We start from the raw sequence: 24,649 nt of genomic DNA, 5'->3' as shown, positions 1-24,649 counted from the left end.
AAATCACACCATGCACTGGATAGACAGTCAAAAACAATCACCGAAAACTAACAAGAGATAGACTGCAGCAGTCAAATAAAGTCTCCACGTTGATTAAATAGCAAATTGGCCATTGATGCCAATCTACCACTAGCTAGAGCGGGTTTTCGCTAGGGTGAGCCCAATGCTTAAATTTATCATTAGAGGCACGCACATTAAGTATTTTCCCATCCATACTCAGTCTAATCACCCAGCCTTCATAGTTTTTGCCGTGACGAACGGTGCTGGTTACGTGGGTGGAATGGTTACCAAACCCAGTATTACCGTGGTTAGTTGTCGATGTGACTTTCTCACGTTTGGGTTTTTCGTATAAAAAGTCAAAGTACTCAGCCTTCTTTAAACTACCATCTACCGTGTAGGTCCTGCGATCACGCTTGAGAATTCGCTCTGTGGTATTCACCCCTTCTTCGTAATTACTGCCAAGCCAGAATATATCTAACTTCAACGTACCCGACCCTTTCGCCTCCATCGCCACCTTAACAATTTCGCCACGATAACGCGCGCGCTCTACGCGACTCCAATCATTCGCCCAGTAATGCTTGATCACTTCTGGACTCTTTTCATCCCATGCACCAAAGCGCACTAACTTAAATGGTCCAGCATCCACGGAGCCGGACTTTTTATCACTAGAACCACTGCGACTAGTAGATGAAGTTGACTTCTCGACATCCTCTTTAGCTACCGCTGGCGTCGCTAACTTTTTTGCGATGCGAAGCTGATCAGCACGGTCACCTTCGCGATAAGCCTTGGCCTTCTCCGCATCAAAACCGCCAAGCTCTTCCTGTATCTCCTTAGTCAAATCTTCATAAGCAATGGTCGCACTTCCCGCAGCATGGAAAATCTTAATCCCATCTGGCAAAATCTCTCTAATCGTTACGCTTTCATAAACTTTACCCGTCTTCAAGGTCAAGGTCTCAAGATCTGAAGCGTGAACGCTAACAACGGAGGCAGAAAATAGCAGTGAGGCCATCAAGAGTTTGTAATATCGCATGTCAGTTTATGAAATCCATTTTTATTTAGAGTGATACAAGCGCATTTTGCAATGCCATATTCAGCGTTAAAAATCCATATGACACCCCATCCTCCACAACATCTGGGCAAGGTGATAGACTCCAGAAAGGCAAATAAACACGCAGCGTAATAACAAATCCCAGCAGTAATACAAAAATAAAGACATCTATTTAAACAATATACATCAATTCGTTAGGACGATAAACTTATTACCCGAATAACATTAATGCATATAGCGATAACGGAATTCAAACAAACGTTTTCAGCTGAACTCCAACAAAATCGTTAATGTTTAGGACCCTGTATTATTGCCCTTGCCGTGAGATAAAACTTTTGTTTTTTCTGTTTATGTAAGCGAAGTTTGTTGGACTAGTCTTATGCCTGTTGCCTCCTACCTCCCTATCCCCCAACACAAATATTAGTCCATCTAAAGATTCGTGAGACTTGTTATTCAGGGGATAGAATTATGTCAAAGGTACAAAATTATTTAAAATCTAGCTATTTAGTTAGTCTTCTAATCATTATCAGCTTCATCAAGTGTTGGGCTGTGGTTTATCCAGATGATGATTTTCTACTCGCTCGCGAGCGCGAACGTCTAGCCGCTCTAGCACTGGTCAACCCAGACTACGCCACACACGTGAGCATCAAATCAGGTTCGTGGTCAGACACGGCGACCTGGTCCAATGGAGCCATTCCTAGTCACGGTGCACGGGTAGTCATCAGTGACGGCCAGAAAGTCACTATTGACGGCGTCATTGCTGAAGCCGCTATGACCATACGGGTGGACGGAACCTTATACTTTACCCCTGAAGCTAACACGGCTCTCAACTTCGACACGATGGTCGTTAGCGAAAGTGGACTTTTGCAAGTTGGCACCACCGAAAACCCAGTAACTGAAGATTTCACTGCAACTATCACCATTGAAGATCTCAATGGCGGCTTTGACTCTAACCCGGTCAGCCCAGACTACGACTTCTACCAGCTCGGCCAAGGCATTGTTGTTCTTGGAAGAATTGAAATGCACGGCGCAGCCAAAGATGGCTACGCCGCCATCGAAGCAATACCTGTTGGAGTCACGCAGTTGAAGTTTCCAACAGCTCCAGCTGGCTGGCAAGTTGGCGACCTAATTGCTATGCCCGGCTACACAGGCAGCAACACCGGTGACGAACTTCGCCAAATCAGCGCGATCTCTAGCAATGGACGCAACATCACCTTCCAAGCGGTTTCTCAACCAGATGCGATCGTAGCAGGTCGCACATTTAGCAGCACAGCTGCAACTATCGAACCACGCGAGATCATCACAATTGCTGATCTCCAAGAGATTGACCCGAGCATTGACAGCTGGGAAAGCTTTACTGAGATCTCTAAATGGAACCATTTCCCTCGCCAAGCATGGCGCCGCGACGAGGACAATCAACTGATCCCTCTAACGAATCAGGAGAAACAAGCTCATTCCGTTAAGGCCATGTTACATGTGCTAAACCTTAGCCGTAACGTCTCAATTGTTAGCCGTTTCGACCAGCGCAATCAGACCGTCACACAATATATCGACCCAGACGGCCTCAATACCGAGGTTATTGAAAATACCGGCCGCGGTCACGTGATGCTACTGCACAACAACCGCGGTGACATACGCAACGTTGCCTTTAATGGACTTGGTCGCACAAACCTAGATCAGCCAACTCGCAACCCCTTGTACGACGATGAAGGCACTATGACTAGACAGGCATATAACCCGCTTGGCCGCAGCGCATTTACTGCTTTTTACGCGCAATCAGTCTCAGGCCCATCTGACCCTGCTAGAGTTTATGGCTGCACATTTACAGACAGTCTTGCTATTGGTGCACTCAACTATGGCTCTAGCATGCGCGTTGAAGACTGTGCAGCTTATTCATGTCAGTACGCTGGCTTCGGCGCCTACCAACAAGACTGCGTTGGTACATTTGTTAATAATGCTGCCCTCTGTGGAGAAACGGGCTTCACCATCGAGGCTCACTACCTGCGCGTCGAAGATAACATCGTGTCAGGCTTCAGCGGAACCGCCTACAATTTTTCATGCCCAGGCGGCAACGAAAATGCATTTTCATATAGCCGCCCAACTTATTTCGACATCGAAGTAGACAATGACCCAGAGAACATGAATCCGCTGCTAGACAACGGCGAACTTCTCAGCCGCTCATCTATCGTAACGCGCAATAATACCGCATACGGCGGCAACCAAGTCTTGCGAGGCAACTACTATCAAGGAGCAACGCATATCAATATGTTCGGCCACGGTGTTCTCAATGGATTTGCCCGTTGGTATTCTTATAACACAATTTGCATTAACCCTATCTTGATACACAACAAGAGCACCAAGTTCGGTCAAGGGTATGGTATTGGCTCGCATAACAACTCAGGACGATGCTCATTTATTAACCCAACAATTTTCGGCTTCAAATTTGGGGTTCACGCTTCGGCATCTGGCCACGAAGAAGTCATTGGTGGACGACTAGCGAATATCATTCAGATCCTCACTAATACGCGACCAATGGGTGCGCAAACCACCAAACTCTTCCAAGACATTACCTTTTTAGATCTGGACCCAGAAGTTGAGCCAGACGAGCGCCGCGCAGACATCTCGCTAACCAGAGCTAACCACTTTAATGGTGGAGCTGACGGAAAAACCGACATCATCGAACTCAAAAGAAATGGCTCTAGCTACCGTCTCTATCCAGCTCGTGAAACTCACCCAGATTACATTCCTCACTTAGTCACTGATATCCCTCAGGCTGAGCCGCAGAGTGTGAGATATTTTGGCTACAGCAACGAAGAAATCTACACATCTAGCGAATTCCAATACGATGCTGATGATGTAGAAAGATTAGGCACTCCAGCCTACTGGTTTGCTAACTGTCGACCACCATTTGAAGAATCAGATAGACTCGTTTTCCCAACTGGTTACAGCCCAGACGATACTCTCGATCAAACAGAACGCCCTACTTATGCAAAACACACATGGGCTGACTATTGGGTTGAAGGAAAAATCGCTGGCCTCGAACTCCAAAATGTCACGATTGACAAAGGCCATACTTCAATCCTGCGCCCACGCGTGATCCGAGTGAACAACATTACGGTCAATGATGGCGCTCCCCTAACTATCGATGATCTTGTGTTTGATGAAGAGACAGGAACCTATTATTACGAAATCGACTGTTCAGTAGCATTTTACGATCCTAACGAAGACGACGGCATTCTTCGCAGTGAATACTCAGTGACTTACAATTCCTTCATTGAATCCTCAGATGGAACCGCGGTTGTTTCTGATGCCAGCTTTATGGAAGAAGGCATTCTACGCCTAACCATCAACACAGAGACTAGTGGCCTTCACTACCTCACCGTTCAGGGAATGAAAGCTAACGGCTACGGCGTAACAATTAATGAAGACATCCTCATCAATTTCCAGGGCAGCACCTATACGGGTCCGCTGCTCGCCGTTGACGACGGTCCTATTTCAGCCAATGATCAAGAGGCAACCTTGATCCCTATCAGCTCATTATTAGCTAATGATAACGAAGCCATCACTGCAGCCAGAGAAGAACTAGAAGCGCAAGGGAACACCTTAACCCCGCAGCTTGGATTTAGACTCGCTGGAGTAGATACCACTTCACAATATGGAGCATCACTGGCTCTGGTAGAAAACCCAAACCGAAACCTGCTTACAGGAGAGCTGAACTTTGATGGCTATCAATTAGATACCACACTCGATGCTCAAGAATACATGCTCAGCCTAATCAATGGCGACGTTGATGATTACGCTCAAACACTAAAAGGCGGTGATTCCTCATTCATGCGTATTGAGTTTCCTGAAGATCTAGTTGAAGAAATCAACTTCTATAGCAATAATAACAACTTCTTCTACAACGTCTCCATGACTCTGGAGCACAATGGCGAAGTTGTTTATGAGCAAATATTTCATACTCCAGAAATGGGCACTCGCCAGCCAGGTGGATGGACTAACATCATCCTACCACCGGGCATCACAGCTGACGCTTGGCAGCTCACTCTGTTATATAACAGCAACTACGATGCTGTTGCTAATGGCTCTGGCAATTGCCGCATACGCCTTTGTGAACTCGAACTCCTAGGGCCGAAATACGAATATATCAGCTACACACCAGGTAATGAACATTATGCCATCGGTGACGGTGATTCCATCCTTGACGCGTTCAACTACACCATCGAAGACTATGCCTACATTGGTGAGTACGTTAAAAATAGCAAAACTGACATCATCCCTGGTGCATGGAGAACAGCTAGTGCCGAAGTGAGCGTAAATGTCTCAGGTAGCAACAAACCACCACTGGCTCTAGACGACCAAGTGAAATCTGGTGACATCACGTCTAGCGAATGGTACGCCTATCAGCTACTCGGTAACGATATAAGTTCATCTAATGGCTCATTGGCCATCCACAGCATCGATGCCACAAGTGCTATGGGAGTTCCTATTAAATGGAACGCATCTACAGGAACTATCACCTACAAACCGGATGGATATTTCTCTATCGCCGAAGGTGAAGAAGCCTGGGACAGCTTCAGCTATACACCTATTGACAGCAACGGCATAGCTGCGCAAGAACCAGCAACGGTGAACGTTAGAATTCTCGGTGAGTTCAAAGAATCAGTCGCACATGATGATACTTTTGCCACCTTTTCAATGAGTCCGCTGTTCATCAGCACAAGCGAGCTCTTCGCCAATGATGAAAACAAAGCAATGGGTGAGCTCAGCTTAATCAGTTGGTCTGCTATATCTAACCAAGGTGTAAGCATCAACTACAACGAGGAAACAGAGACGCTAGAATATTACACTCCTGCAGTCTACGGCAGCATGGCGACTGGAGATACAGCGTCCGACAGTTTCAATTACACCATCGAGGATTCCAATGGTATCGTTAGTTCAGCCAAGGTAAGCATTACTATCACAGGCAACTACGCCAGCCCGATAGCAAACAACGATTTGCATGGTAATCTTGACACACTGATAGTCGCTGCTGACTACCCGCATCACCCTATCCTGCTCAGCACCCTGCTAGCTAATGACATCACACCTGATCCTAACCCAACATTCAGCTGCGACAGCTCAACCTCAGCAGGCGGCACAATCAAGTACACAGCAGGCAACGATGTCCTCTATTACGACCCTACGCCTATTCTCCAACAGGCCGATTTCATCGCTACGGGCGCATGCATTGACACCTTCACCTATCAAATCACTGATAGCCAAGGCGGATCAGATACGGCTACGGTAAAAATTCAGGTTCTAGCTAAAACTAATACTGGATTCTCTAGAAAGATTAAATTTGGCACAGCAATGCCACGTTACTTGGTCCCAGTATACAGTGGCAATAAATCAGATCCAATCGATCCGATCTACTTAGATTCCGACTGGGTATTTGCCAATATGGATCCAGTTTCTGAACAAGCTGATGGCAGCATCTTTGGCTGGCGTTCAAGTGACAACTCCAACCTATATACTGGCCGTTCAGTCAAATGCTACTTCCCTAACATGATGGACTTCTACACTGCCAAAAACATTTACGAAATGGAGTGGTCTTACGCCGTCTTGGGCACTGATGATGTGTGGGAAATTGCAGTACCAAAAGGCACCTACGAAGTTTACATGACTCTTGGAGCCGCTGACTCTAGACTAACTGATGACAGCATCAAAGTTGAGGGAAAAACTTACTTCAGCGAGAGCGAGCCTGACTACAATCGCGAAGTTACCGTAGTAAAAACGATCGATGTTTCTGATGGATTCCTATCTATCTACTCGATGAATGAGTCAACTCCAGTAATCGTAGCATTAGAAATCAAACAGGTAGACTACCCAGAAGAAGGTTTGCTGGGTGCTGCGCCTGATACTTATGATGCCAATCAAGGGGAAACTCTGTTTGTCGCCGCTCCAGGACTGCTAGCTAATGATGCCTTCCCCGAGGGATCGGTATCAGCAATCGTATATGGTGCAGCCAATAAATCTACAGCAAGAGGTGACCTATCTGTAAACGCCGATGGTAGTTTCTCCTACACTCCGCCGTCAGTAGCCTTAGGCACGGAGACATTCTCATACAAAGTAGAAGTGACAGATGCCGATGGAAACACCAGAAGATCTAACCTAACCACAGTAACCTTTAATCTACGTGGTTCTGTAGGAATGAACGTCATCTACCAAAATAGCGACCTTGCAGGCAAAGCCAACAGCGAAGGTCTATCATGGATTGACGACAACGGTATTTCCAATAGCAACCTAACTGAAATGCAGCACGGAATGAACTACGGTTGGAGTTCTAACCTAGGCAAGGTCAACTCACGTTTGAGTGATGAAGATACGGTTGGTCCATTGTATGCAGCCGGCGCAGTGCTCGGCGAAAACAACCGCTCATGGTACATGTACGACCTCGCGCCAGGCATCTATGAAGTAAGCTGTTTGATGGGGAGCACCACAGAAGAGCCAAACAGTAAAGGCTATGATAGCTATCCGCAGAACAATGGCCTCTGCATCAATGGCATTCAAATCTATGATGCCACTACAGCAACCGAACCAAGCCTAGATAACTTAGAACGCATCACTACGATTGTTGAACTGACAGCAGCTAACACCACTATCCATATCGAAGCTGGTGAAGAAAGTAACTATCCTGTTCTAGCGGGTCTAACTATCCGCTCAGTTATCGCGGGCGCACCAGAGCCAATCGACCAGTATGTGACGCTTGAAGAAGACCATTCAGTAGAGGTCACCTTGTCAGCCACGAATATTGACAGCGATACCATCAGCTACGAAATCGTCGATCTACCAACTAACGGCACGATTTCTATCAATGGCAACATGGTTAGCTATACGCCAGATCCTGATTTTAACGGCATGGACCAGTTCTCATATAAAGCGAGGAATGGTGACACCTCATCATTAAAGCTCGGCTATATCCAGCTGGAAGTGATCGCAGTAAATGATGCTCCTATCGCCTACGATAACTCTGTCACAGCATATCGAAACAGCTCAGTTAATATTGAGCTTACCGCTTCAGATGTTGATGGAGATGAGCTCACATACCACATCATTGACTCAGCCAAACATGGTACAGTCTCAGTAGAAGGCAAGCTTGTTACTTATACTGTGACGCCTGGCTACCACGGAATTGATAGCTTCACCTTCGTAGCTAACGATGGCGAAATTGACTCGCAAACAGCCATGGTTGACATTTTCGTTAGCTCAACGATGAGCCCACAGATCACTGACATCATCACTGTCGGCTCTGAGTCCCCTACTGACCCAGGAACAACAACGGGAACTTATGTCATTCGTGAGCGTAAGACTGATCTCGACCCTGAAATGCATATTTCCGCATTTGTTAACTTCGACGTTTCCAGCATAGGAGATTTTGATCCAGCTCGCGGTGATACAGCTGAAGTTTCATTCGTGCTAGATGGCACACTTAACACCAACAACAATGCTGCGCTATACCTAGCACGCGTTACTGGAGGTGAGTGGAATAGCTCCAACAAGCTACCAAAATACGCTTGGGCTACTCGCAGTAACGAGCCGCTAGGACCGGGCACACAGGAAGATGAAATTCAAATAGCTTCCAATGTGCTAGACTACGAGATCGGTGAAACACTGAGCGTAGACATCACACACCTGATCGATGCATGGATTAACGGTGACATTGAGAACTATGGCTTTGCCATCTATCTCGCTAACAGCAATCAGGGAGCTGGCTTCAGTAACCTCAACGTGTTCATTAACAAACAAGATGAGGGCTCAGGCGAATCTGGCTACACGGCTTGGATTAACAACTACACTGACCTAACCAGTGACAATCAATCCTTATTAGCTGACCCAGACAATGACGGCATGAACAACTTACTAGAATATGCATTAGGTGGAGATCCCGCTGACTCTAGCAATCAACCCTTCCCTGTCTACAATGATGGCGAATTGAGCTTCAACTATTATGCGGAGCGCAATGACATTGCCTATATCGTGCAAAAATCAGCTAATTTGTTGGATTGGCATAACATCGCCACCCTGCAGGGGGATAACTATGCTAGTGAGCTGAGTGACGACTACAGCCTGTTCTCTGACAGCGGATCGCCTGAGAAAATATCGATCTCTCCAAAGTCACAAAGCAATGAGGCAAAGGTATTCCTACGACTAAAGGTAATCGTAACAGAGTAAGGTCAAGATCTAGCAATTACCATTAGGCTAGTGATTTCCTAGTCTGACAAGCGCAGTGGATTTATTTCCTCTGCGTTTTTCAGCTAAGAATCATTAGCCTTTTTTTGTCTATCATTTTCACTAAGCGTAGAACTTACACCCGACGGCATTATCAACTACACCTCTACAGGAATCTGCAATGTATCAGGTGGATCGCTAGAAAAATTAATCATCACACCGACAACAGAAAATTCTGATACTCACGTATTCACGCGACTTCGTGTCAATGTATGTAAAAAAGCATTCCCGGTTAGTCTCACAGCAGAGCCAGCCTAACAATAAAATTTAACAAAACAAACGACCTGCGGTTACATCTACAGAAAAAGCGATTAAGCTAGCTACATCCGACCATTACACTTGTCGTCATACAGATATTTTGCTTTTTGTAATTCGCAACAAAGTGTTCTGGATTGAGCTTAGCTAGATTTGTCCACCACATCGTATCCCAATCATCAGTGAGTTCGAGATATCAATTTGTATAAATTGTCAGAGCGAGGGGTAGAGATATGGTCCAAATTAAAAATTATATAACATCGGCGTGCTTAGTTAGTCTGCTAAGTATATTCATATTCACAAATGGCGTAGCAGCCATACCGCCTGATGCTGATTTTCTCGCTGATCGCGACCATGAACGTGCGGCAGTCATGGCGCTCGTTAGCACAGATCACTGCACCCATGTTAGTGTCACCTCTGGCTCGTGGTCTGATACAAATACTTGGGCTAGTGGATCGGTACCAACTCAGGGCGCTCGTGTCTTGATTAGTGATGACCACGTGGTCACGGTGGATGAAGTCCACACCGAGTCAGTCATGACCATACGTGTCGATGGCTGCTTGAAATTTGCAGCCGATAGAGACACAGCATTACGCTGCGACACTCTCGTCGTTAGTGAAATCGGATTCCTGCAGGTTGGCAGTCAATTAGAGCCAATCGAATCGGCCTACAATGCGACTATTACCATCGAGGATTTGAATGGTGGATTTGACACCAACTCCATGAGCCCTGATTACGACCCCTACCACCTCGGTCAGGGAATTATTGTGCTCGGCAAAGTAGAAATGCACGGTGCCAGTAAAGATAGCTATGCAGCGATTGAGGCCATTCCAGCTGGCTCCACCAGCCTAACATTTCCTACCACCCCACATGGCTGGAAAGTTGGTGATCTGATAGCATTGGCTGGATATTCAGCTGATGGTAGTGGTGACGAGCTGCGCCAAATTAGCTCTATCAACAACAACGGGAGAACGGTTCATTTCACTACAGTCAAGCAACCAGAAGCTACCGTCTCAGGGCGTATTTTCAGCAGTACCGCGGCGACTGCTAAGGAGCGTAATCTCGTTAGCATAGAAGAAATACAAAGCATCGACCCAAGTCTAGACAGCTGGCAAGCTCTCACAGAAAGATCTAATTGGAATAATTTTCCACGCCAGCCGTGGAGACGCGATGCCGATGGCAATCAAATCCCACTGACAGATGAAGAACTCGCCCCGCAAGAGGTGAAAGCGATGTTGCACGTCATCAACCTAAGCCGCAACGTATCTATTGTTAGTGAATTCAGTCAGCGAAACCAAACCGTCACCTACAAAGACGCCGCTTTGGGCTTAGGTGGAAATGATAACGACATCACCGAATTCACCGGTCGCGGTCACATGATGCTGATGCACCACAACCGCGGAGACATTCGCAATGTCGCCTTTGACGGTATGGGTCGAACAGATTTGAATGAGGTCCAACGAAACCCAACATGGTCAGCCAATGGCTCACTAGCAGAACCAGCCTACAACCCTTTTGGTAGAAACGCCCTAACCATTCAATTTGCCCAGGCGATGTGCGGCGCATCTGATCCAGCTAGGATTTACTCCTGCACCTTCACCGACAGCATTGGCATGGGACTTTTGAATAAGGGGTCCAACGTGCGTGTTGAAAACAGTGCTTCATATGTTTGTCGCCTAGCAGGTTTTGCAGTGCACGAACAAGACAGCATTGGGACATTCATCAATAACATCGCACTATGCGGTGAGACTGGCTTTCACATCGAGGCGCACTACCTGAGAGTAGAAGATAACATTGTGGCTGGATTCAGCAGAGCGGCATACAATTTTGATACCAAAGGTGGGGTCGAAAATGTCTTTGATCTGTCACGTCCAACCTACTTTGATGCTGAAATTGACGGTGATCAAGAGAACCTCAACCCCCTGTTTGATAACGTCCTTACTAGCAGGTCTGCAATCGTAACTCGCAATAATACTGCTTATGGTGGCCACACTCTAATCAACGGCAGCTATTATATGGATGCCACCCACATCAACCTATTTGGTCATGGTATCCTCAACGGCATGGACCGCTGGTACACCTACGATACTGCCTACATCAACCCTATCTTATTACGCGACCATAATAGCGGCTTAGGCATGGGCGATGGTTTGGGGCACCACAATAACTCAGGTAAGAATTCGTTTATCAACCCAACCGTTCTCGGCTTCCGTGTTGGAGTCTATATTTCAGCTGGCGGACACGAAGAAATCATTGGTGGTACGCTAGCTAACATCATGCAGATTCTATGCAATACACGCCCTGAGCCATCTGTCTCCTCTAAGATATTCAAAGACATCACCTTCCTAGAGTTAGACCCTGAAATTCAGCCAGAAATGCGACGCGTAGACATCAGTCTAATGCGCGCTAACCATTTCAATGGCGGAGCTGATGGATACAATGATATCATTGAGCTTCACTTGGGTAACAATGCCTATCGCTTATACCCAGCCCGCGAAACCCACCCAGACTATATCCCTCACCTAGTCACTGACATTGCTCAGCCCGAGCCGCAAACCGTTAGGTATTTCGGCTACACCAATCAACAAATCTACAACAACGCGTCTTTCCAATACAGCGCAGAACAAGCAGCGGATCTTGGAGCAAAAGCCTATTGGTTTAGCAATTGTCGACCACCATTAGAAAACTTAGCCAACCTAACATTCCCTAGCGGGTATTCACCAGATGATCACCTCGACCCAACAGAACGACCTACCTATAACAAAGAAGAATGGATGGACCACTGGGTGCAAGGACGTTTTTCTGGGCTAGAACTACAAAATGCCACCATCGAGAAAAATTACACCGCTCAACTGCGCCCGCGCATCTTTCGTGTGCGAGATCTAATTATCAACAATGGCGAACCACTAACTGATCAAGACCTCAGCTACGATGAGGCCAGCGGTAGCTACTATTACGATATCGACTGTAAAAGTGCCTACTTTGATCCGGCTGAAGATGATGGCCTATTGCGCAGCGAGTTTGAAATTGCATACAGCAGCTTTATCGACTCTATCGACGGACGCGAAGTAGTCACACATGCAGAGTTTCAAGATGACGGCATATTACGCTTAACCTTCAACCCAGATACATCAGGGCGGCATTACATTACAATCAGCTGCCCAAAAGCTAACAAATACAAAGCCAACATCACGGAAAGCATCCTAATCAACTATCAAGGAAGCCTTTCAGCCGGCCCACTCGTCGCCGTTGATGACGGCCCTATAGCTGGTAGCGATCAAGCTGAGCTTATCATTCCTATCAATTCACTACTAATCAACGATGCTGAGGCTATCAGAGCAGCTCGACAGGCAATGGAAGCTGAAGGCAAAACACTCGCCCCCGAATCTGGCATTCGTCTAGCGCAGGTTGACGCCATATCGGAATATGGCGCTGAGATCAGTGTGATAGAGAATACTGAGCGCAACGTGCTCAATGGCGAAATTATATTCAGCGGAGAAACACTAGACACTACTGAAGATGCGCAGATATACATGGCGAATTTGATAGATGGTGACACCGAGACCTTCTGTTGGACTAAAGGTGCGGTTGATTCGGCTTATATGAGAGTCGAATTCCCTGCATCACTGGTTGAAGAAATCAACATGTACAGTTCAAACAACAAGCTGTTTTACAACCTAGCACTCACGCTAGAACTCAATGGCGAAGTTGTCTATCAACGCGAACTCTACACACCTGAATCCGGCACTTGGCTAGAGAGCAATTGGTGCAAAATTATCGTTCCTCCGGGAATTCAAGCTGACGCATGGCAGATCACTTTGCTGTATCATAGCGACTATGACCAAATTGCTAATGCTAACGGTAATCGCCGAATTCGTCTAAACCAACTGGAAATTCTCGGACCTAAGTATGATGCTCTTCGTTACCTACCAGGCGAAAATCATTACGCGTTAGGCAATGGTGAAAGCATGCGAGATACTTTCAATTACACCATCGAAGACTACGGTTTTGTTGGAGAATATGTCAATGGGTCGAGAACAAACATCATTGCAGGCGCATGGCGGCAAGCCAGCGCCGAGGTCGTCGTAAATGTCTCAGGCAATCACAAACCGCCGCTTGGTATCGACGATCAAGTCAACTCTGGCGACGTCACCCCGAGCCAATGGTATGCCAGCTACCTACTAAGTAACGATATCAACACCTCTACGGGTCCGCTGGAAATCGACCACATTGACTCCCAAAGTGAGCACGGTGTACCTATCTCATGGGACGCTAACAACGGTACAATCGCATATCATCCAGCTGGGTATTTCACCGTCCCTCAGGGAGAAGTCGTATGGGATAGCTTCACCTACACACCACGCGACAACACGGGACAAGTTGCCCAACAAGCAGCCACCGTGAATGTCCGCATCCTAGGCGAACAAAAAGAATCAATTGCGGTTGACGATGAGTTCACCACCATGGGCATGAGTCCGCTAAACATCACCACTGATGAATTGTTTGCCAATGACGTTAACCAAACAATAGTGCCGCTCACCCTAACGAGTTGGTCTAGCGAGTCGAAACATGGAGTTAAAATCTCCCTCAACGAAGAGAACCATCTCAGCCTGATTTACGACACCCCATCAATCTTTGGGCCACTAGCTCCCGGAGAAACGGCGCTGGATGAATTCAGTTACACAATGAGCGACGCGAATGGATCAACCAGCACAGCCAAGGTCACCGTCAAGATCACCGGCAACTACGCAGCGCCTATAGCTATCAATGACCACCACTCTAATCTAGCTGATCTTACTCTAGCGGCAGATTACCCTAACCACATCATTGCAGTCGGCAGCCTGCTAGCTAATGACATCACGCCTGATCCAAACCCTACATTCAGCTGTGGCACGATCACCTCAGCAGGATGTTCACTGCGCTACACAGCTGGTGATCCCGTCATCTATTACGATCCGACTCCTATCCTGATGAAGCAAGAGTTTCTAACTAATGGCGAATATGTAGACAGCTTCACCTACACCCTGAGTGATAGCCAAGGAGCCAGCGACACGGCAAAAGTGACCATTAAACTCTTAGCAAAAGCTAATACTGGCTTCGCTAGAAAAATCAAATTTGGAGTTCCCATGCCGCGCTACCTGCTGCCCAAATACAGCGGTAATACTGCGGATCCAGGCGAGCCCGTCTATATCGACTCCGATTGGGTTTTTGCTGGCATGGAAAGCGTGAGCGAGCAGCTAGACGGCAGCATCTTTGGCTGGAAATCAAAAGAAACCGCTAAGATGTATACTGAGCGAACCGTCAAAGAATACTTCCCTAGCATGCTAGATTTCTACACCGTGATCGATAAATACGAAATGGAGTGGTCGTATATCGTGATGGAAAATGACGACGTCTGGGAAATCGCTGTGCCCAAAGGAGCCTACGATGTACACATGACCTTAGGGGCAACAGACACCCGCCTATCAGACGACAGCATCACCATCGAAGGTAGAACCTACTTCCTCGATGATGGCATTGATTATAACCGCGAAGAAACCGTCACTAAAACCATAGAAGTGGCTGATGGATTCCTAACGATCCAAGCACTTGGCGACGCCACTCCCGTCATTGTCGCCATTGAATTATCCCAGCTAGATTACCCAGAAGAAGGGTTGCTAGGCGCTACACCTGATAACTATCAAGCCTTCCAAGGTGAAACCTTAGTTGTCCCAGCTCCCGGACTGTTAGCTAATGACGCCACACCTAGTGGCGCCACCTCTGTAATCGTCAAAAATGCGGGCAACAAAAAAACCACCCGCGGACAACTGAACGTCAATGAAGATGGAAGTTTCACCTATGAGCCACCAGAAGTCGCGCTAGGCCGCGAGACATTTGAGTATCGATTAGAAACCATCGACGCCGACGGCCAAACACGCATGTCCAACACAACAACCGTGACCATAGATCTACGCGGCGCTGTCGGCATGAATGTAATCTATCAGGCTAGCGAGCTGGCTGGAACTACCAGTGGCGAAGGTATCCCATGGATAGAATGCAATGGCCTATCAGCTAGCAATACAACGGATCCATTCGATGGACTTAATTACGGATGGAGTTCAAATCTATATTTGCTCAACTCTCGCCTCAGCCCGCTGGAAGATGTTGGAGTATTGTATGCGGCAGGTGCGGAAATGACTGGTAATAATCGTTCGTGGAGCATGTACGACCTAGCGCCTGGCCGCTACGAGCTCAGCTGCTGGATGGGCAGTACCAGCGAAGACCCAAACAGCCGCGGCTATCACAGCTACCCGCAAAATAACAGTCTATGTATCAATGGAGTGGAAATTCATGACCCAACGACTTCAGATGGACCAACGCTCAATAATCTCGAACGCGTCACCACAATTGTCGAAATTGATGAAGACAACCCTAACATACGCATTGATGCTGGCGAAAACAGCAGCTACCCTGTGTTAGCGGCTCTGACTATTCGATCAGTCATCGATAATGCACCCGTCGCGCTGGATCAATCTGTCGCCCTTGATGAAGACGACACGATAGAAATTATCTTATCGTCGAAAAGTTCTAGCACACACTCTCTCACCTACACCATCGTTGATCCGCCAGCCAATGGCAATGTGTCGCTAGACGGCAACATTGCCAGCTATACCCCAAGAGCTGATTATTTTGGCATCGATCGATTTTCATTCAAAGTAAACGACGGGTCCCTAGCGTCATATAACCTTGGATACATCCAGCTAGAAATAAGACCTGTAAATGATGCCCCAGTTGCAGAAGATGCCTTTGTCTCCATGCATAGAAATGGCTCGATTGCCATCGAGCTGCTTGCGAATGATGTGGAAAATGATCCGCTCACCTATCACATTGTTGACTCACCACGCTACGGCAAAGTGACAGTGATAGACAACATTGCTAACTATACGGCTAATGTTGGATACTACGGCAATGACAAATTCACCTTTAAGGCTAACGACGGCGAGTTTGACTCACAGCCAGCGACCATCAGCATAGACATTAGCTCAAGCATCAATCCACCGCTAACAGGCGGCATAACAACACCAGCAGCTGAACCCGCTGATCAGGGCAGCACGACGGGTAGCTATGTCATTCGCGAGCGCGGCAACGACGATGAAGCTAATAGACACATCTCGGCATTTTTCCAGTATGACCTCAGCCTAGTAGGCGACTTCGACCCCGTGCGCGGTGACAGCGCCGAAATCACCCTAAGCTTTGAAGGCATACTCAATACTGGTGGCCAGTCAGGTTTATGGTTAGGGCGCATCACAGGGGGGAGCTGGAATACCACCGACAATAAACCTCAGTACGCATGGGCCACGCTCAGCGGTGAGCCCGTTGGTCCTGGTTCGCAGGAGGATGAAACCTTGATCACCTCAAATGTCACCACCGTCGAGATAGGCACACAGCTCATAACAGACGTCACGCACATCGTAGATAGCTGGATTAATGGCACCGCCCCTAACTATGGCATTGGCATCTATCTGGACAGCCTAACTCAGGGAGCTGGATTTGGTCAGCCAGAGTTGATCATTCATAAAAATGACGCCCCGACTGAGCTCACCGGCTACACTGGCTGGATCACTAACTACTCAAGTCTATCAGACGAGAATCAATCGATGCTAGCTGACCCGAACAGAAGCGGGCTGAGCAACCTGCTCGAATACGCATTAGGTGGAGACCCAACCAGCTCTGATAGGTCACACCATCCACGCCTGCAAGAAGACGAATTTACCTTCAACCGCTACCCGGACCGCGACGACATCGAATACATTGTGCAACAGTCCACTGACTTAGCGAGCTGGCAGCCAGTGGCGACATTTAGAAGTCACGGACTAACTGGAGAAGTTAACCCAGATTTCGACCTGCGCACCACAGCTGGTTCACCAGAGTCCATTGCCATTTCGCCAAACCAAAACCATAGCGCGGCAAAATCATTCATCCGCCTGCTCGTCAGAGTCATTGATTAATCAGACATCCCAGCTGGTTAAGTTTGCGCTTAGCTAGCTGGAACGACAATTTACCGCTCAGGCAGATGTTGAGCGACAACTCCCCCAGAAGTCGAACAAGCATTGTCGCTAAGCGACAGGCAGTCGTGCAAAACCTCTTAAACACCCGTCGCGTATTGCTTACTCATTAACTATGGGGGTGCAATCGGCGTATATGATGGTATAAATTTAAGATTATGCAGTGCCGACCAATAAACGATAATGACGCTTCCTCGATCGAACGAATCCAACGACTTTGTTTTAAAGACGTCGGAGCCGAGGAAATTGATGTTTTAGCCCACAAATGGCATGAGAACCCAGACGCCTGCTGTGTCTGCACCGACGACCTAGGTCGCGTGCTGGGCTACGTGCTAGCCCATCCATGGGAACAAGGCTCAGCGCCAAAAATGCACGAATTCACCGACTTCCCAGGCGATGGCGATACCTTCTACATCCACGACATGGCGGTATGCCCAAAAGCGCGCAACATGGGCGTCGCCCAGCACTTGCTCGACTATTGCAACAACTACGCAGCGAGCCACAGCTATAAACGCATCAGTCTCGTCGCCGTGCAAGATGCCCCAGACTATTGGTCGAAAAAAGGATTCACCCCAGCGCAGTGCAATGCCGACCTCTCCGGCTACGGATCGCGCCCGTGTTACATGGAAAAAGCGATCGCCTAAGCTCAGGCATTCCCTATATCGCCAGATTAACGAAAAAACCACAAGGACGTCCCACCGTCATTGTGGTTTTTTGTTGGAAAAATTTCACCCCTAGCAGAGGTAATAAAAAATACTAACTTAGATACCTACGGCTGCTGTTTGGTTGGCGCCAAAACAATCTCGCGGATGCAAACATTTTGCGGTTGTTGATAGGCAAAGACCACACTGCGCGCAATGTCGTCAGAATGGATAGCTCCGTTGATAGATTCCTTCCATTCGTTGTAACCCGCTTTGATTTCATCTGATGTCGTATGGCTGAGCAGCTCAGTCTCCACTGCGCCTGGAGCGATGGTGATCACACGCACGTTAGTTCCAGCAACTTCCTCACGCACGGTTTCGCCAATTGCATGAACGGCAAACTTCGTACCGCAATAAGCGGCATGGTTAGGAAACCCTTTGCGTCCAGCTACTGAGGAAATATTAATGATCGTTCCATGCTCGCGTTGTTTCATCGGCTCCAGCACCGCCTGCATGCCATTGAGCAAGCCAATCACATTGACGTCATACATGCGCTTCCATTCATCTGCGTCCTGATTAGCAATATCACCTAGCAACATGATCCCCGCGTTGTTAACCAAACAATCCGTCGGACCATACTGAGCTTCAGCATCGGCAATCGCCTTAGTGAAAGCTGCCGCATCAGCAACGTCTAACTCAACACACATGCAGTTAGGCAAAGCCAACGCCTGCATATTTTCCAGCCTCCTAGCTAACAATAACAATGGATGACCTTGCTGAGAAAAATGCTTGGCAATAGCTGCACCTATTCCTGAACTCGCACCGGTTATAACAACTAATTTTTTATCTGACATAGGCATGCAATATACAGAACTTGCATGTCTTGGCAATAAACGACCATATATGATGCCAACAAGCACTCACCGATAACCAAAGCCTAACCAACGACATGAAATCCTGCCCGTACCTTCCGCTGCCCAAGCACGCATTGAAGCCATCTGATACCCGTGTGTGGCGTGACGAATGCGGCCCTAACTACTATCAGATCTGTCTCGAGTGCGCCCAATCATTGTGGCAAGCCCACCTGCCGGCACAGGCGCTGCTACAGCTGAACAAATCATTCATGTGTCAGCTAGATCCAGCTGATAGCATTCTACAGAAATTCCCGCTCCCCTATCGCGCGATTCGTTGGATGCTGGCCAACTACCACCCGGAAGATTTCATTGGCAACCCGGTGCGACATTTCCAACATCTAGCCAGCCGCATGAGTGCAAAAAGCCCACAAGCTGAGCTGCGCACATGGCGCGCGTGGGCGTGTTATCACATCGCCAGCCGCGTGCTCGACCACGATGATTTTCCACCTGACGAACAACAAATTCGATACGAGAAATTATCCATCCCCAGCGTGACGGAAGTTTCCAGCCAGCTAGAAAAACTCGGCCTAACCGGCGAAGTCGATCTTTTCAAAAGAGAAATAGAAAAGTGATTTCCAGCTAGACTCATCACCCCAGCTAGACTCATCACCCCAGCTGGACTCATCCCACAGCTGGACTCATCACCCCAGCTAGACTCATCACCCCAGCTGGACTCATCCCACAGCTGGACTCATCACCACAGCTGGACTCATCACCACAGCTGGACTCATCACCACAGCTGGACTCATCACCACAGCTGCACCCATAACCCCAGCTGCACCCATAACCCCAGCTGGACTCATCACCACAGCTGGACTCATCCCCTCAGCTGGACTCATCACCACAGCTGGGAATTCTCAGCTGGCTAGCTCGGAGGGCTATGGGACTTTAGCCGCGGGTAAGCGAGCTCAGCGAGTGCAACCCGTGGATCACCGCCGCTATGACAGGGTTTCCCGAAGGGAAAATGGAAAAACTCAGCACAGCAAAATAGGTAGCTGGGGAAACCTCCCCCCATAGCCAGAATTTATGCCACCATCACCTCCATTCCATTCTGCCTTCGGCAGACCACCTCTCGGAATCACCTTCCGTGGGTGGCACTCGCGGAGCTCGTTGACCCACGGCTAAAATCTTTAAAGCCTCCGGCTTTGGAAGAGTGAATTTGCATTAGATAAGAGAAAATGCCAGCACGACGGAATGGTCGTGAACTAACTAGCCAATCACCACAGCTGAACTCATATCCCCAGCTGGACTCATTACGCCAGCTGGGAATTCTCTGCTGGCTGGCTAGCCCGGAGGGCTATGGGACTTTAGCCGCGGGTAAGCGAGCTCAGCGAGCACAACCCGTGGATCGCCACCGCTATGACAGGGTTTCCCGAAGGGAAAATGGAAATGTATTGGGTCAAAAATGAGGCTAGAAAATGGAGGCGGCATCTAACTCACCTCACTATCATTTCCTTCAGCTTAGCTGGCCGATGAGCTTAGCAAAAACCAGCTCGCAAACTTGTTTTTTGAACTCGGCGCGACCTTGCGGAAAACATGCAAGCTGCGTTTGTGTTGGCTGGCCGGCGATGGCTAACGCGACCCAAACCGTCCCGACGGGTTTATCTGCGGTTCCACCAGTTGGGCCAGCTATGCCGGTGACGGCGATGGCAAAATCAGCCGCGGCATTTTTCAACCCACCTTCTGCCATGGCCTTGGCCACTGGCTCGCTCACCGCGCCGTGAGTTTCTAGCAAATCAGCGGGCACACCAACAAGCTGCGATTTTGCTTCGTTAGAATAGGTCACCCAGCCGTGAGTGAATACTGCAGAGGCGCCTGAAACGTCAGTAATGCGTGCGGCTATCAGGCCGCCAGTACAGCTCTCAACGGTAGCCACAGACAGACCTAAGCTGGCTAGCTTATTAACCAGCTGAACTTCTAACTCATCCGAACCCAATGATGCCTCACTATTACTCATCTGACGTAAATATTTACTTTAAAAGACTAATTGCCAGCTAGATAAAAACCACCCACCCAGCAACAAAAAAAATCCAGCCGATTGGCTGGATTTGATCAAATAAATCACTTACTCCGCGGCGGCTTCAGTTTGCCACTCCACTTCTGGAGCATCACCCCAAAGGTCTTCGAGTCCGTAGAGCTCGCGCATTTCTTCATGCATCACGTGCACCATGACGTCGATGAAATCGAGCACCACCCAGCGGGCGTCGCCTTGACCGTCAACAAATGCTGGCTTTGAGTTATATTCTTCGAGAATGTGTTTCTCGATATCACGAATCACCGCGCGCAGATGCGGCATCGAGTTTCCTGAACAAACTACCATGTAGTCAGTCAGGGTGGAAATTCCGCTCACATCGAGGACCTTAACATCCTCTGCCTGAATTGCATCAGCTTCTCGGGCACATGCCAGCGCCAACTCTAATCCTTCAATCGCCATATAATTTTTTTGTAAAAGTGTGTATCGCTCTGAGGCGATGATCCCCTAGAGATAACACGCCCAACCAGCTAGCGCAACCGTAGCTTTAGGGAATTCTCAGGGTTCAGCTAACTGGCTTATACCATTCTCCCAGCTAGCTTAGGCATCTTTGCGCATCGGTCGCACGCTGATATCATGTTTGGCAAAATAAGCCTTAGCTTCAGCTACGGTGTGCTGGCCAAAGTGGAAAATACTCGCCGCGAGCACGGCGTCTGCTTTGCCCTCTTTGAGAACATCCACCATGTGCTGCAGATTTCCCGCGCCGCCACTGGCGATCACTGGGATGCCCACCGCTTCACTCACCGTGCGAGTCAGCTCGATGTCGTAGCCATCTTTGGTGCCATCGGCATCCATGCTGGTGAGCAGGATTTCTCCAGCGCCGCGGTTATAGACTTCTTTCGCCCACTCGATAACATCTAAGCCCACTGGCTTGCGGCCACCGTGGGTATAAACGCCCCACTTGCCGTTGCCCTCGCGCTTAGCGTCAATCGCCACCACGATGCATTGGTTGCCGTAAGCATTAGCACCGGCGTCTACCAGCTCAGGGTTGAGCACAGCAGCAGAGTTCATGCTCACTTTATCCGCGCCAGCTAGCAGCATTTCGCGCACGTCTTTCACGGTACGGATACCACCACCAACAGTGAGCGGGATGAAACATTTCTCAGCGGTGCGGCGGACTACATCCACCATCGTATTGCGCTCATCAGATGAGGCGGTGATATCGAGAAATACCAGCTCGTCGGCTTCTTGATCGTTGTAGGCAATGGCAGATTCTACCGGGTCGCCAGCATCGCGCAGGTCGACAAAGTTAGTGCCTTTGACCACGCGGCCGTCAGTAACATCGAGACAAGGAATGATTCGCTTCGCAAGCATGCTGGGTATTTAGGAACGGAATCGCTAGGGTGCAAGATCAATTCATGCCCCAAGCACCTAACGCCATTGATTTTGCCCGTTTTTCCAGCTGATAGAGGTATTTTTTCTGATCACTGGCAGATTTGCCATCCGCCATCGTCGCCCCTTTGGTATGGATGCGCACCAGCCCATTTTTCACCAAATACTCGTGCAGGTAGTGAGTTTTGCCATCCAGCTGGATTTGCACAAAAGCATATTTGCGATCTGGCCCGTAAACATTCTCCCAGCGCGTCAACACCGTAAATGGGTTTTCAGCTAGCAGCTCAAGCACCTGCTTTTTCGCCTCGCGCCCCAGCTGGGTTGCCTGTTTGTCAGTGATAGAAAAATACCGCGCCTGATCTGCGATGCGTTTGTGGTTATTATTGCCGTCGCGGTAGCTTTTGAATTCGCTCTCTGCTGTATCCACAAAATACAGCCGGAACATGGTTTTTTCACCCCCGTGAGCGACCAGAAAACTATCTCCATCATTGTGTCGATGGTTTACTAGCTGGCAGTTTTGCAGCACGTCGTAGTCGCCTATTTTTCCAGCTGGCCCACCACTCCCAGCCACAGCTCCACTACCAGCTGACGACGTCGAATCATTACCACTCAAGAAATCGCTACCATTTTGGCTCAACCAATTCACTGCAGCAAATAGCACCACAAGCAAAACCACCCAGCGAGGAATCGACTTCTTTTTGTTGGCAGACATGCCCCACACATAAACCATCGTTCCACACCCCGCCAGATTGTTTTTTGCACTCTAGCTAGAGAACAAGTGCAGAGGACAAGCCTCCACTAGCTACACCTTTTCACACTTGAAATCAGCACCAGAAACGATAATGTATCATCATGATTTCGGATGAGCTCAAAACCAAAGTGAAAAGCCTCTCCGACAAAGAGAGATCAGCTCTATCTACCTACATTACATAGCTCAAGCTTGAGGAAGACTCCGAATACTGGGCAGTAATTCGTGAAAGAACTGACTCCTACGGCCCCTCAACAACAATTAAGATAGAAGACTTGTAGCACTTTAGAAATGCCGTCTGACTATCGAGTTTTAGTAGATCTAGCTTGTTTATTCCAGCTGCCAAAAACTGGCCAGAGAAGGGATGAGATCATTGGATCTCGCCAAGATCTAAGTCACACATTTCACCTTCAAGGAGACTTCCAGGTCTGCGACCATGAGACCTTACGCGCCTTCGAAGTTTCGCTCATTGCAGGCTATGTGATTACATGGTGGGTTGATGCCCCTGTGAAGAGAGTTGCATTGTAGACATCCGGCGCAGGCCAGCTGGCACTCAGCATAGATGACGGCGCTGGCTCCGTGAAACCGCAAACTGATCTCACTAACGGCTGGTTTGTTTACGCAGAAAATGCTGACCAGATCTGGTATTGCAACGGCAGTGACCTCTCAGTGCTGAAATTTGAAGAAAAGCTAACAAAAAACAGCTCTGTACTCATTGACTCTTCACTCATCCCAACGATCCCACAGAAGGTATTAAGCCATGCACCAAAAGAACTGATGGAAAAAATCTCCTCCGCACAAGAGGCAACAACCACTCACTAAGCAGCTAGCTCAGCCTCCAGCTAGAGAATAAGCTAGCCACGCATATATCAGCCGCTCACCATCGTGGCAGCATGAACAAATTCCACCACCTCATTGGATCCATCATCTTGCTACTCGCTTCATGTGAAGGGCTGTTCATGCCGAAGGATTACAAGAATTACGAAGAATGGGCTCAAGTCGAAGATTACATTATTGGCTCTGAATACAAAATTTCCTTAGTCGACGGCAAAACTCCAACACGCTTGCAACATGGAAAGATGGTCACAGTTGTTCCTTTAGTTGTTATACCAGCTGGAAAACATGTTTTGACCGTCATCCCATTTGACTCAATAAATCCAAATAAAAAGCTGGCCGAAAGCACAGAGCTATCCGTCACCATCAATAAAAGCGGTCACTATAGATTAAAGACCGTTGATGGCGCTCCAACATTGATTGACCTATCTGATGAGCCCAGGCGGTAGATAAATTAATGAGCCAGCAACATAAGAAATAGCTGGCGCCAGTGAATTGAGTCAAATTCGCCATTCTCAGCTCGCCATTC

The 24,649-nt window shown here is 48.2% G+C and carries 13 protein-coding genes; 6 read left to right on the top strand and 7 right to left on the bottom strand.

All coding sequences use genetic code 11. The features are described 5' to 3' along the window. Window positions 1-133 precede the first annotated feature (133 nt). On the bottom strand, window positions 134-1,030 hold the full coding sequence (locus JIN82_RS03100) for a hypothetical protein (RefSeq protein WP_200310179.1): 897 nt from the start codon (window positions 1,028-1,030) through the stop codon (window positions 134-136). A gap of 486 nt (window positions 1,031-1,516) precedes the next feature. Here JIN82_RS03100 and JIN82_RS03095 point away from each other — a divergent pair, with 486 nt between their 5' ends. The 3 genes from JIN82_RS03095 (at window position 1,517) to JIN82_RS03085 (ending at window position 18,263) form a co-directional block, all read left to right on the top strand. Continuing rightward, on the top strand, window positions 1,517-9,262 hold the full coding sequence (locus tag JIN82_RS03095; protein ID WP_200310178.1) for an Ig-like domain-containing protein: 7,746 nt from the start codon (window positions 1,517-1,519) through the stop codon (window positions 9,260-9,262). Window positions 9,263-9,945: 683 nt separating this feature from the next. Continuing rightward, entirely contained in the window at window positions 9,946-17,562 is a 7,617-nt protein-coding gene (locus JIN82_RS03090; protein ID WP_200310177.1) for an Ig-like domain-containing protein, read from the top strand. 215 nt (window positions 17,563-17,777) lie between these two features. After that, the gene (locus JIN82_RS03085) at window positions 17,778-18,263 is read left to right on the top strand and encodes a GNAT family N-acetyltransferase (protein WP_200310176.1); all 486 of its coding nucleotides are present in this window, start codon (window positions 17,778-17,780) and stop codon (window positions 18,261-18,263) included. A gap of 125 nt (window positions 18,264-18,388) precedes the next feature. On the opposite strand, the gene JIN82_RS03080 is transcribed toward JIN82_RS03085, so the two are convergent. Next, window positions 18,389-19,114 carry an SDR family oxidoreductase gene (locus tag JIN82_RS03080; protein ID WP_200310175.1) on the bottom strand — a complete coding sequence of 242 codons (726 nt, stop codon included), beginning with the start codon at window positions 19,112-19,114 and terminating at the stop codon, window positions 18,389-18,391. A gap of 95 nt (window positions 19,115-19,209) precedes the next feature. On the opposite strand from JIN82_RS03080, the gene JIN82_RS03075 reads away from it, so the two are divergent. Then, window positions 19,210-19,746, top strand: coding sequence for a hypothetical protein (locus JIN82_RS03075; protein ID WP_200310174.1), 537 nt, complete (start codon window positions 19,210-19,212; stop codon window positions 19,744-19,746). A 102-nt stretch (window positions 19,747-19,848) separates the two neighbouring features. Here the strand turns inward: JIN82_RS03075 and JIN82_RS03070 are convergent, their stop codons facing one another. From JIN82_RS03070 to JIN82_RS03050, 5 genes are all read right to left on the bottom strand, one after another. Next, on the bottom strand, window positions 19,849-20,013 hold the full coding sequence (locus JIN82_RS03070) for a hypothetical protein (protein WP_234041736.1): 165 nt from the start codon (window positions 20,011-20,013) through the stop codon (window positions 19,849-19,851). Window positions 20,014-20,630: 617 nt separating this feature from the next. Next, window positions 20,631-21,131, bottom strand: coding sequence for a CinA family protein (locus tag JIN82_RS03065; RefSeq protein ID WP_200310172.1), 501 nt, complete (start codon window positions 21,129-21,131; stop codon window positions 20,631-20,633). 108 nt (window positions 21,132-21,239) lie between these two features. Further along, window positions 21,240-21,608, bottom strand: a complete 369-nt coding sequence (gene rsfS, locus JIN82_RS03060) for a ribosome silencing factor (protein ID WP_200310171.1) — start codon at window positions 21,606-21,608, stop codon at window positions 21,240-21,242. 138 nt (window positions 21,609-21,746) lie between these two features. Then, window positions 21,747-22,520 (bottom strand): imidazole glycerol phosphate synthase subunit HisF, encoded by a 774-nt coding sequence (hisF, locus tag JIN82_RS03055; RefSeq protein ID WP_200310170.1) that lies wholly within the window; start codon window positions 22,518-22,520, stop codon window positions 21,747-21,749. Between the two features lie 37 nt (window positions 22,521-22,557). After that, on the bottom strand, window positions 22,558-23,250 hold the full coding sequence (locus JIN82_RS03050) for a thermonuclease family protein (protein WP_200310169.1): 693 nt from the start codon (window positions 23,248-23,250) through the stop codon (window positions 22,558-22,560). A gap of 615 nt (window positions 23,251-23,865) precedes the next feature. On the opposite strand from JIN82_RS03050, the gene JIN82_RS03045 reads away from it, so the two are divergent. Beyond that, window positions 23,866-24,108: a hypothetical protein gene (locus tag JIN82_RS03045; RefSeq protein WP_200310168.1), complete on the top strand. Its 243-nt coding sequence runs from the start codon at window positions 23,866-23,868 to the stop codon at window positions 24,106-24,108. A gap of 71 nt (window positions 24,109-24,179) precedes the next feature. After that, window positions 24,180-24,569 carry a hypothetical protein gene (locus JIN82_RS03040; RefSeq protein WP_200310167.1) on the top strand — a complete coding sequence of 130 codons (390 nt, stop codon included), beginning with the start codon at window positions 24,180-24,182 and terminating at the stop codon, window positions 24,567-24,569. Window positions 24,570-24,649 lie beyond the last annotated feature (80 nt).

The sequence above is a fragment of the Persicirhabdus sediminis genome (assembly GCF_016595495.1).
GTDB classification, from domain to species: domain Bacteria; phylum Verrucomicrobiota; class Verrucomicrobiia; order Verrucomicrobiales; family Akkermansiaceae; genus Persicirhabdus; species Persicirhabdus sediminis.
Note: the sequence above shows the minus strand (reverse complement) of the source record. Positions and strands in the feature narration are given on the sequence as shown.